The sequence below is a fragment of the Novosphingobium sp. ERW19 genome, from assembly GCF_012641315.1.
In the GTDB taxonomy this organism is placed as follows: Bacteria; Pseudomonadota; Alphaproteobacteria; order Sphingomonadales; family Sphingomonadaceae; genus Novosphingobium.
Map to the genome: position 1 here is coordinate 244,612 of NZ_JABAIC010000004.1, position 11,293 is coordinate 255,904.

Genomic DNA, 11,293 nt, shown 5'->3' on the forward strand with positions numbered 1-11,293 from the left:
GCGCCGTAGGCTTACGGCGCTAATCCGGTTTCCATGAAAACCATCTCGCTGTCGTGGGCGGCTGCTCCGCTCGCCTTCGCTTTCGCTGTTCCTGCTTTTGCCCAGCAGGCCGCGCCGTTCTCTCCGCAGGATCTGGTGACGCTCAGCCGCCTTGGTGGCACGGCGATTTCGCCCGATGGCAAGACGGTGGCCTACATCGTCACCACCACCGATCCGGCCAGCTACAAGCGCACGCCTGCCCTGTGGGTGCGCAGTGCTGATAGCAAGGGCCAGCCGCGCCGCATCGACACTGGCGGCAGCGCCAGTGATCCGGCCTTTGCGCCGGATGGCACGCTCTACTATCTTTCCGACCGCAAGGTTGGCGACGCAGAAACCACGCAGGTCTGGAAAGTCGACATCGCCTCGGGCGTGACGACGCAGGTAACGGCCTTCAAGGCCGAGGTTGCCGGGTTCGAACTCTCCCCCAATGGCAAGCGCATTGCCGTATGGGGCGACATTGCGCGCACCTGCCTGACCTTCGGCTGCGACAGCGATGGCAACACCGCCCTTCCCGGCCCCGGCAACGGCCGCCACTACAAGGACGGGGCTGGCTTCGTGCGCCACTGGGACGCATGGGAAACGCCCGGCAACTACAGCCGCGTCTTCGCTTTTGATCTTGGCGCAGATGGCAAGGTCATCGGCGAAGGCAAGGCTGCCGATGGCCCTGTCGGCACCTTGACTGGCGACAGCCCGGTCAAGCCGTTCGGCGGTGGCGAGGACGTGGCTTGGGCCGCAGATTCGCAATCGCTGTTCTTCGTCGCGCGACAGGCCGACCGCAACGAGCCGACCTCGACCAATCTCGACATCTGGCAATCGAAGCTGGATGGCGCAGCGCCGAAAAACCTGACCGAGACCAACAAGGCCACCGACAACACCCCCGCCCCGTCGCCCGATGGCAGGTGGCTTGCCTACGCCGCGATGGCGCGGCCCGGTTACGAGGCGGATCGTCTGGTGGTGAACCTGATGAACCTCCAGACTGGCGAAAAGCGCGAGCTGACCGGAGGCTGGGACCGCTCGGCCGCCTCGCTGACGTGGACGCCGGACAGCAAGGCCCTGATCGCGACGGCCGAGGACGTTCTCGATACCCCCGCCTTCCGCATCGACCCGATAAGCGGCAAGGTTACGCGCCTCGTCCTCAATCCGGGCCGCGAGGGGCATATCGGCAATGTCGTGCCGCTCAAGGATGGCCGTCTGGTCTACACCCGCGATTCGATCGACAACCCGGCAGAGCTGTTCATCGGCAAGCCGGGCAAGGCTGGCACGCGGCTAACCGATGTAGCCACCAGCGCCCTTTCGCAGCGCGCGCCGGTCGTCACGCAGCGTTTCAGCTTCAAGGGCGCGGATGGCGATACCGTCTGGGGCCAGATCACCAAGCCAGGCTGGCTGAAGGGCAAGCTGCCGTCCGTCCTGTTCGTTCATGGCGGACCTCAGGGCTCGTATAACGACAGCTGGTCCAACCGCTGGAACCCGCGCGTCTGGGCAAGCCAGGGCTATGCAATCGTCTCGATCGATTTCCACGGCTCCACCGGATATGGCCAGGCCTTCACCGACGCCATCAACCGGCAGTGGGGCGGCAAGCCGCTGGAGGACCTGCAGAAGGGCTTTGCCGCCGCGATCGCGCTGGATGGACAGATCGATGGCGACAATGCCTGCGCGGCAGGGGCGTCCTACGGCGGCTACATGATGAACTGGATCGCCGGCAACTGGCCCGACCGGTTCAAGTGCCTTGTCCAGCATGACGGCGTTTTCGATGCCCGCGCCATGGCCTATGAAACCGAGGAACTGTGGTTTGACGAGTGGGAGCACGGCGGGCACCCTTACTACGAAGCGCCGGAAGAGTTCGAGAAGTGGAACCCGGTCAACCACGTTGCCAAGTGGAAAACGCCGATGCTGGTCATCACCGGCGAGAAGGACTTCCGCATTCCCTATACGCAGGGCCTCGCGGCATTTACGGCGCTGCAGCGCCGCGGCATCCCTTCCGAACTGCTGGTTTTCCCTGACGAGAACCACTGGGTGCTCAAGGCCAAGAACTCGTTGCAGTGGCACCAGACTTCGTTCAACTGGCTCGAACGCTGGTTGAAGAAGAATGGCAAGGCCCAATGATCCCTGATGCCGCCGAGATTGCTCTTGCTGAAATAGCCCTCGAAAAGCTCGGCGGTTTCAATCCGCAGCGCCATATCCTGCTGTGCGCCGGGCCGGAGAAGGACAAGTGCGCCCCGCGCGATGTCGGTGACGAGGCTTGGAACTACCTCAAGAAGCGCCTCGGCGAGCTGAAGCTGGGCGGGGCGCAGGGGGTGCTGCGCAACAAGGTCGGCTGCCTGCGCGTGTGCATGGTAGGGCCGGTGGCTGTCGTCTATCCGGACAACGTCTGGTATCATTCCTGCACCCCGCCGGTGCTGGAGCGGATCATCCAGGAGCATGTGATCGGCGGCGTACCGGTAGAAGACTACCGGCTCAAGCAGCCCGTTCCATCACCCGCGGAATGAAGCCGAGAAGCTCGCTGGCAAGGTAGCCCAGCGGGCCGATCGCTTCCGCGCACCGCCTGCCAGCCTCGCCATGCAGCCACACGGACCAGAGCGCGGCTTGCAACGGTTCTGCCCCGCGCGCCAGCAGGGCGGCAGCGATACCGGCCATGACATCGCCCGAGCCACCGGTGGCCAGCCCGACGTTCCCGCCGCTGTAGCTAAACAGCTCTCCGGTTGGCGCTGCGACCAGGCTGACTGCCCCCTTCAGCACGACTACCGACCCGAAGCGCTCGGCACATCGGGACACTGCGGCGGCGCGGTCCTGATTGATCGCGACTGCCTCCTCGCCCAGCAGCGCGGCGATCTCGCCGATGTGCGGGGTAAGGACAGCCGGTGAGTGTCGTTCGCGCAAGCGCCTGGCATGGTCGCAGATCGCCATCAGCGCCGCTGCGTCGAGCACCAGCGGCGTTTCGTCCGCCGCCCTCATCAGCCGACCGACGAGTGCCGAGGCCTGTTCCGCGCAGCTCATCGCCGGACCGAGAACGAGGCAATCGCTCTTGTCCACTTCGCCTTCCAGGTTCGCGCGGGAGGCGTCGATCTCACCCTTGGGGTCGGGCGCCAGCGGCAGGACCGCCACTTCCGGCATCAGTACGCCGATCATCATGGCGGTCGACTCGACGGTCGCGATGCGCACCTTGCCCGCGCCAGCGCGCAGGGCGGCCTCGGCGGTAAGGCGCACGCCGCCCGGGACCATGGTGCAACCGCCGACGACGAGCACGCGGCCGCGCGCATTCTTGTCGCTTTCCTCGTCCGGCTGCGGCAACGGATGCTTTCGCAACCACGCGCCGTCCAAAGTTTGCGCTTTAGCCACGGGCGGCCACCATGCGGTCGGGCTCGCGGGTCGCTTCAGTGCCTTCGCGGACCATCGGGGCGACCATGTTGTAATGCTCGAGCACCAGTTCCCCGTCGCCCTTGCCAGAGCTGTCGAGCCGGTATTGCGTGATCGCGCAGTTGGCGATGTCCCCGGCCTTGTCGATGGCAAGGATCTCTGCTTCCGAAAGATGCTCGATGATATAGCGCATGCACAGCACCACGACCTGGTGCGCCACGATCATCACCCTTTTGCCGGCGTAATGCAGCGATACCGTGTCGAGCAGGGCTCGAAGGCGAAAGATCACGTCGACCCAGCTTTCGCCGCCGGGTGGGCGATGATAGAACTTCCCCAGCACACGGCGGAACTCTGCCTGATCGGGCTGGAAGTGGTGGATGCCGGGCGTAGTCAGGCCATCGAGGATGCCGAACTCCTTTTCCCGCAGGCGTTCGTCGATGCAGATGCGCAAGTCCGGGTCACAGCCGCCCGCCTCGCGGAAGATCTCGGCGGTTTGCACGGCGCGGACATAGGGACTGGCCAGGATCACATCCGGCCGCGCATCCTCTTCGCCACCGGCGAACCAGTGCCCAAGCGCGCGGGCTTGTTCGCGGCCGAGCGCGGAAAGCGGCACGTCCACATCGCGATGGTCGAGCGCAATGCGCAGGTCACCCGCGGCGTCAGCGGCGTCGCGCGCGACGTTGCCGGCGCTCTGGCCGTGACGGATCAGCCACAGCACCTCGGGCCAGCGTTCGTGCGGTTGCGGCAGTGTGCGATGTCCGGTCATGACAAGCCAAGCGCGAGGCGCAGGGGATGGTTCCGGAACATTCGCCGCACTTGGGGGATTGAGCGATCAATCGACTCATTTTCAAGGACTTAGACCCATGGCTCAAGCAAAGTTCACCGATGCCATTGCCCTGCTCAAGGCCGACCACCGCAATGTCGAGGCGCTGTTCGACAAGTTCGAGAGCGCCCGCTCGGACCGCAAGCAGGCGCTGGCCCTGCAGATCTGCAACGAGCTGAAGATCCACACCATCATCGAGGAAGAGATCTTCTACCCCGCGCTGAAGGGCAAGATCGAGGAAGAGACCTATACCGAGGCCTATGTCGAGCACGATGCGGCAAAGCTGCTGATCAACGACATCATGGCCACGTCGCCCGAGGACGAGTTCTTCGATGCCAAGGTCAAGGTGCTGAGCGAAGAGATCAAGCACCACGTCCACGAAGAGGAAGCCCGCTCGGAAGGCATGTTCTCGCAAGCCCGTGACGCCGGGCTCGACATGGTCGCACTGCGCGATGCGATGATGGCACGCAAACAGGAACTGATGGCCCAGGCCAAGACCGAAGCCTTGCCCCAGGCTGAACTGCGCGTGCTTCAGGCCTCGGCCTGAGCAGCCTCGCTGCCCTGCCGCATCGTGCGGTAGGCGTTGGCCGCGCGCCGGATATGCGTGTTTGCCAACGCGCCCGCCCAATCCTCGTCACGCATTTCGAATGCGCTGACGAGGTCACGGTGGTCGCGCTGGCTCTGCTCCATGTCCGCCCGGCTGTACTGTTCTGCCGTGCGGTGGACGACGATCTGGCTGACGACGAACTTCATTAGCTGCCCCAGACGGTCCGACTGCGCGGCTGCAAGGATGACCGCATGAAAGTGGCGGTTGCCCTCGACAAATCCGGAGACATCAGGTCCTGAAGGTGCGGCTATGGCATTGTCGATGAAATCGCAATGTGCCTTGAGCTCGGCGATCTGCTCGTCGGTAATCATCCGCGCCGCGCGGGAAGCGCAGTGGCTTTCCAGCATGGCGCGAAGGGTGAACAACTCTTCCTCGTCCTCGTCGGACCAGACCGGCACGAAAACCCGGTTGGTGCCGGAACGTTGCAGCAGCATTTCGGCGACAAGTTCGGCGATAGCCTCGCGCACCGGGGTGCGGGATAATCCGCAGTATTGCGCGAATTCGTCCTCGGGCACGAATTGCCCGGCAGGGAAGTGCCCCGACAGGATCCCTGCGCGGATCTTGCGGTAGGCTTCCTGCGAGGCTTTGGACACGTATGCTCCTGTATCGTCCGGGAGAGCAGGTACAACCCGCTCCCCGCCGGATCTATCCTGAAGCCCTGATCAGAACGAGGCGCCCACTTCAACCCCGATGAGACGACGCGCGCCCGGCGAGATGAAGGAGCCCCCGAACTCGATCGCCGGAATTGCTTCGGCGATGTACTTCCGATCGAGCAGGTTGTCGGCGAACACCGCGATCCGATAGTTCGGCGTGGTGATTCCGGCGCGCAGGTTGAGCACGCCGAAGGCATCGCGCTTGGCTACGTCATAGCGGGCATTGCCGAACGACGGGGGCAGGAAGTTCAACTGTGAAATCGGCAAGAGCCCTGAGAAGATCGTCGGGCGCTCCTGATCCTGCACCGAGTGGAACCACGTCGGACCGGTCACGCGATAGTCGGCGCGGAACAGCAGCTTGGCATTGTCAGTCAGCGGCGCGGTGATTTCCGAACCCAGATTCAGCGTCCAATCGGCAGTATAGGGCGATTTGTTGCCGACGGTATAGGGGCGCGAAGCGTTCTTCTTGATCTCGCTGTCGGTGACGTTGAACGAGCCGAACACCTTCCAGCCGTCGACGACCTTGCCGGTCAGGTTGATTTCAGCGCCCTTGATGTCCACGCGGTCAATGTTCGAGACCACGCGCAGCAGGCCGAAATCGCCGACGAAGAATTCGAAGAACTGCATGTCGGTGACGCGGGTGTAGTAGCCGGCAAGGTCATAGGTGATGCGGCCGTCGAACAGTTCGCCCTTTACACCGGCTTCGAAGGCGCTGGAGCGTTCCTTGCGGTACTGGTCGTTGATGGTCACGCCCGCATTGATCGTGCCCGGCGTGACGCCGTTGTTGAAGCGTGTGTTGACCACGGCCGACGAGCCCTGGTTGTTGAAGCCACCCGATTTGAAGCCGATGCCCCAGTTGGCATAGAGATTCAGCTGGTTGGTCGGGTGGAAGCTCAGCGTCACCTTGGGCTGGAGCTGCTTGAACGTGGCATTCTGCGGGGTAAATGCCCCGAAGGCGAGGCCCGGATTGATCGGCCCGCCGGTGAACGGATCGGTCGCGTTGGGCACGAGCGAGTTGGCAGCGCGATCCTCGATGTCATAGCGCAGGGCGATGCCGCCGGTGAATACGTCCGAAGGCTTCCACTCGGCCGAACCGAACGCCGCATAGACGTTGGTGCGGAACTTGTCGGCCAGCAGCAGTGAGGTCGGATTCTTGGTGTCCGGCGCATTGTAAAGCTGCTTGATCACGCCCTGCCCCGTGTCGCCACCAAGGCTGACGCCAGTCTTGCGGTCGATGTGCAGGTAATAGGCGCCGAGTTGCCACGTCAGCGGCCCATCGGTGTTCGACAGCAGCCGGATCTCGGTGCTGAAATCCTTCTGGTTGCGCAGCTGGTACTGGATACCGTCGCAGGTCGTCGGGCTGTAGGGTCCGAAGGTCGATCCGTTGGCAGGGGCAAACAGGAACGGCACGGGAAGCGCGCCGATCCCGCCGGGCTGGTTGACCGGATAGCCGGTAAGGGCCTGCGTGCTCGCAAAGCACTGGTTGACCGTGCTTGCCACGCGCGGATCGGTGTTCGAGATGTAGCGTGCGAAGTCAGCCGATGTTCCGTCAGCGACGAGGTCCTGCTTGACGTCCGAGTAGAGCGCCCAGGCGACCAGCTTCATGCCGTTGCCGAACTCCTGATCCAGCTTGACCGAGGCATCGAAGCTCTTCTGGTCGTTGGTGGCGCGAATGTTGTTGTAGAAGTTGAACGGGTGCTTGTTCACATCCTCGTAGAACGCAGGGTTTACCGCACCGAACTGCGGCAGGTGGAACGAGGCGTTGAAAGGAAGCGATGCGCCGTGGAACTCGGCATAACGCGCCTTGACATCAAGCTGGGTCGCAGTGCCCTTGCCGATCATCACCCGGCCATCGAGAGCCCAGTTCTCCTTGTCGTCGACGGTCTTGGAGTTGTTCAGGAACTTGTTGCGCCACCAGCCGTCGGTGGTGAAGTAATAACCCGAGGCGACGAAGCCGACGTTTTCGCCCAGCGGCCCGGCGATGTGCGCAGTGGCCTCATAAGTCGCTTCGTTGGCGTAGGAGGCGCGCAGGCCGCCGGTAAGCGTGTCGGTGGGCTTCAGAGTCTGCAGCACGATCGCGCCGGCCGCGGCGTTGCGCCCATAGAGCGCGCCCTGCGGCCCCTTGAGAACTTCGACCTGCGACAGCGTGCCCTGCGGTTGGTTCAATTGCGCAGTGTTGGTCTTGAGTATGCCGTCGACCACCAGCGCAACCGAGCTTTCAGCGTCGCGCGCGCCGTTTATGCCGCGAATGTTGATCTGCGTGTCGCCTGCTTCGGCCGTGCCGGTCACGATCGTGACGCCAGGCGTAAGCTGGGTGAAGTCCTCAGCCTTGACCGCGCCGGTGTTCTGCAACGCAGTAGCGGTGAGGACCGAGACCGAAGCCGGTACATCCTGCAGGCGCTCGTTCTGGCGGCGCGCCGTAACGATGATGCTATCGCCATCGTCAGCCGCCTGCGCGGCATCCTGTGGCGCTTCCTGGGCGAAGGACGGGGCGGCGCTGGCGATCAGGCCGAGCGCTGCAGTGTTCAATAGAAGACGGGTGGCACGCATTCTCAAACCTCCCTGTTGGTTCGATCACGTCTGGCTCGATCACGTTGCCGTGTTCTTGCGGCATTCGCTTTTGCGAGCGCACGGGCTTTCGCCCCCCTCTTGACGCTCGCTTCTCGGATAGGCAGCTTATTGTATACAAACTTGATCGGTCAAGGTGCATAGGAACCTGCACCTACGGGCAGGTTTCGGCAGTGACTGGAATGCCCGCACAGTAATATTGCATACGAAGAGAGGCCGTTTTGATGACTTCCGGCAAGCCTACCAGCCGACCTGGAGAAGCAGCGTGAGCGCGCCTGCAATTTCGTTCGTCGAGGTCGGCCCGCGTGACGGGCTGCAGAACGAGAAGGCGATCGTGTCCACGGCGGACAAGCTCGAGCTGATCCGGCGCAGCATTGCCGCAGGCGCGCGCCGCATCGAGGTGACGAGCTTCGTCAATCCCAAGCGCGTGCCTCAGATGGCCGACGCCGAAGAGATCTGCGCTGGCCTCCCGCAAACGGGCGACGTCAGCTTCATCGGCCTCGTCCTCAACGCCAAGGGTGCCGAGCGCGCCATTGCCACAGGCCGTCTGCACGAACTTGGCGCCGTCTGCGTTTCGACCGACGGTTTCGCTATCGCCAACCAGGGCCAGACCAGTGACGAATCGGTCGTGGCAGCAAAGGCCATCGTTGCCATGGCGAAGGACGCCGGGCTCAAGGGCCAGGCCACCATCGGCGCATCGTTCGGCTGCCCGTTCGAGGGCGAGGTTTCCGAAGACCGCGTCGTCGCCATGGCGGCCGCGTTGGCGGAGGCCGAACCCATTGAGGTGGCGCTGGCCGACACCATTGGCGTGGCCGACCCGGCCCACGTCTCGCGGCTGGTCCGGCGCGTGGTTGAGGCGGTTTCGCCGCTGCCGGTGCGGGTACACTTCCACAACACCCGCGGCACTGGCATCGCCAATGTCTGGGCCGCTGTCGAAGCCGGCGCATCGGTGGTCGATGCCGCGCTCGGTGGTCTGGGTGGCTGCCCCTTCGCGCCGGGCGCCGCAGGCAACGTGTCGAGCGAGGATGTCGTCTACATGCTCCACCGTGCAGGCGTGGAGACCGGCATGGACCTCGCCCTGCTGATCGAGGCCAATCGCTGGCTGTCCGGCGTGATGGCCCGCGAACTTCCCTCGATGGTGGCCAAGGCCCCGCCCTTCCCCAAGATCGTTCAGGAGTAATCGAGCAATGGGCTATCGCCTTGGCGTGGACGTTGGCGGCACTTTCACCGACCTCCTGCTGTTTGACACCTCGTCGAGCGCATTCTGGCGGCACAAGACGCCGTCGACCCCGCACGACAGTTCCGAGGGCATTCTGAACGGGGTGACCGCAATCTGTCAGAAGGCCGGGATCACGCCGGGCGACGTCGAATACTTCCTTCACGGCACCACGGTTGCGACCAACGCCGTGCTTGAAGGCAAGGGTTCACGCGTCGGCCTGGTGACGACCGAGGGCTATCGCCACATCATGCAGATCGCGCGCAGCTTCGTGCCGGGCGGGCTTGCTGGCTGGATCGTCTGGCCGAAGCCGCAACCGCTGGCAGCGCTTGAGGATACCGTCACGATCAAGGGCCGGATGAGCGCCGAAGGCTTGGAAATCCGCCCGATCGACGATGCCGACATTCGCGCGCAACTGGGCGTGCTCAAGGACAATGGTGTCGAGGCGATCACGGTCAGCCTGATCAACGCCTATACCAACGGCACCCACGAGAAGCGCGTCGGCGAACTCGCCGCCGAAATCATGCCGGGCGTGCCGGTGTCGCTGAGCCACGAAGTCCTGCCCGAAATGCAGGAGTACGAGCGTACGCTGACCACCGTGGCCAATGCTGCGGTGCGCCCTGTCGTGGGCAAATACGTCTCCAACCTGCGCTCGCGCCTCGCCGAGGCGGGGATGAACGGCAAGCTTTCGCTGCTGCGCTCGGACGGCGGGTTGATGAGCGCGCAGAAGGCCGAGGAGCATCCGGTCAACATCCTGATGTCCGGCCCTGCCGGCGGCGTTACCGGCGCGATCTGGGTCGGCCGGAATGCCGGGATCAGGAACATCCTTACTCTCGACGTCGGCGGCACCAGCACCGACGTTGCCCTGATCGAGAATCTCGAAGCCCGCCGCCAGCGCACCACTGAAGTCGGCCACCTCTCCGTCCGCGCTTCGGCGCTCGACGTGAAGACGGTGGGCGCAGGCGGCGGATCGATCGCCTATGTTCCTGAGCTGACAAGAGCCCTTCGGGTCGGGCCGCAGAGCGCAGGAGCCGTGCCGGGGCCGGTCGCCTATGGAAAAGGCGGCACCTTGCCCACGGTGACCGATGCCAATGTCGTGCTAGGTTACTTGCCCGAGAACCTGCTCGGCGGCACGTTCAATCTTGATCGCGAGGGCGCCAAGAAAGCGGTGCAGACCATCGCCGACGCGCTAGGCATCGACCTGATGGCCGCCGCGCGCGGCATCATCGACATCGTCAACGAGAACATGTTCGGCGCGCTGCGGATGATCTCGGTCCAGCAGGGCTACGACCCGCGCGACTTTGCGCTGATGGGCTTTGGTGGTGCAGGTCCGCTGCACGTAAATGCCGTGGCCCGCCTGATGGGCTCGTGGCCTGCAATCTCCCCGGTCAGCCCCGGCGTGCTTTGCGCGCTGGGCGATGCGACGACACGAATGCGCACCGAAACCGCGCGCTCGTTCAGCCGCCTCGCCAGCCAGACCGAGGCCTCCGACCTCATCGCGATCCTCGACGAAATGGCCGCACAGACTCGCGCCGAACTGCTTGCTGATGGCGTGCCCGAGAATGAGATCAGCACCGCCTTCGAAGTCGACGTGCGCTATGCCGGACAAGCCTTCGAAGTGCCGCTGACGATCACGCCGGACGTCCTGAACGCCGATGGCATCGCCGGAATCCTCGCCCGCTTCGATGCCGAGCACAAGCGCCTGTTCACCTTCAACATGGACACCCCCCACGAGATCGTGAACCTGCGCGCCGTGGCCATGGGCCGCGCATTGGACCTGCCCGCAGCGGAACTCGAAAGGGGCGATGGCAACCCGATCGCTGCCAAGATGCGCGACCACACCTTGTGGATGGACGGGCGTGAACAGGCAGCGGTGATCTATGACCGCAGCAAACTGCGCGCCGGTGATGTGATCCCCGGCCCCGCCATCGTCTGCGAAATGGATTCGACGACGCTGATCGAATGCGGCTGCGTCGGCACTGTCGACCATGTCGGCAACATCCTGATCAACCTGGCCTGAGAGAGGGAGCGCG

9 protein-coding genes are annotated in these 11,293 nt (G+C 64.1%); 5 read left to right on the top strand and 4 right to left on the bottom strand.

Annotated features, from left to right (window positions below):
- Positions 1-33: 33 nt before the first annotated feature.
- Both HGI46_RS09810 and HGI46_RS09815 read left to right on the top strand, forming a co-directional pair.
- Positions 34-2,142 carry a S9 family peptidase gene (locus HGI46_RS09810; protein ID WP_168904025.1) on the top strand — a complete coding sequence of 703 codons (2,109 nt, stop codon included), beginning with the start codon at positions 34-36 and terminating at the stop codon, positions 2,140-2,142.
- Positions 2,139-2,525, top strand: coding sequence for a (2Fe-2S) ferredoxin domain-containing protein (locus HGI46_RS09815; RefSeq protein WP_118072755.1), 387 nt, complete (start codon positions 2,139-2,141; stop codon positions 2,523-2,525). The genes HGI46_RS09810 and HGI46_RS09815 overlap by 4 nt, the downstream gene beginning before the upstream one ends.
- Here the strand turns inward: HGI46_RS09815 and HGI46_RS09820 are convergent.
- Entirely contained in the window at positions 2,494-3,342 is an 849-nt protein-coding gene (locus HGI46_RS09820) for an NAD(P)H-hydrate dehydratase (protein WP_240946682.1), read from the bottom strand. The genes HGI46_RS09815 and HGI46_RS09820 overlap by 32 nt on opposite strands.
- A gap of 25 nt (positions 3,343-3,367) precedes the next feature.
- Complete coding sequence (locus HGI46_RS09825; RefSeq protein ID WP_168904027.1) at positions 3,368-4,159, bottom strand: histidine phosphatase family protein; 792 nt, start codon at positions 4,157-4,159, stop codon at positions 3,368-3,370.
- Between the two features lie 97 nt (positions 4,160-4,256).
- On the opposite strand from HGI46_RS09825, the gene HGI46_RS09830 reads away from it, so the two are divergent.
- Positions 4,257-4,763, top strand: a complete 507-nt coding sequence (locus HGI46_RS09830; protein ID WP_168904028.1) for a hemerythrin domain-containing protein — start codon at positions 4,257-4,259, stop codon at positions 4,761-4,763.
- On the opposite strand, the gene HGI46_RS09835 is transcribed toward HGI46_RS09830, so the two are convergent.
- Both HGI46_RS09835 and HGI46_RS09840 read right to left on the bottom strand, forming a co-directional pair.
- The gene (locus tag HGI46_RS09835; RefSeq protein ID WP_118072759.1) at positions 4,748-5,416 is read right to left on the bottom strand and encodes a GntR family transcriptional regulator; all 669 of its coding nucleotides are present in this window, start codon (positions 5,414-5,416) and stop codon (positions 4,748-4,750) included. The two genes, HGI46_RS09830 and HGI46_RS09835, sit on opposite strands and share 16 nt — an antisense overlap.
- A 69-nt stretch (positions 5,417-5,485) precedes the next feature.
- Positions 5,486-8,026 (bottom strand): TonB-dependent receptor, encoded by a 2,541-nt coding sequence (locus HGI46_RS09840; protein ID WP_168904029.1) that lies wholly within the window; start codon positions 8,024-8,026, stop codon positions 5,486-5,488.
- 283 nt (positions 8,027-8,309) lie between these two features.
- Between HGI46_RS09840 and HGI46_RS09845 the strand changes: the two genes are divergently transcribed.
- Together HGI46_RS09845 and HGI46_RS09850 are read left to right on the top strand one after the other, a co-directional pair.
- Positions 8,310-9,224: a hydroxymethylglutaryl-CoA lyase gene (locus tag HGI46_RS09845; protein ID WP_168904030.1), complete on the top strand. Its 915-nt coding sequence runs from the start codon at positions 8,310-8,312 to the stop codon at positions 9,222-9,224.
- A 7-nt stretch (positions 9,225-9,231) separates the two neighbouring features.
- A complete protein-coding gene (locus tag HGI46_RS09850) occupies positions 9,232-11,280 on the top strand; it encodes a hydantoinase/oxoprolinase family protein (protein WP_168904031.1) in 2,049 nt (682 codons plus the stop codon).
- Positions 11,281-11,293: the final 13 nt, after the last annotated feature.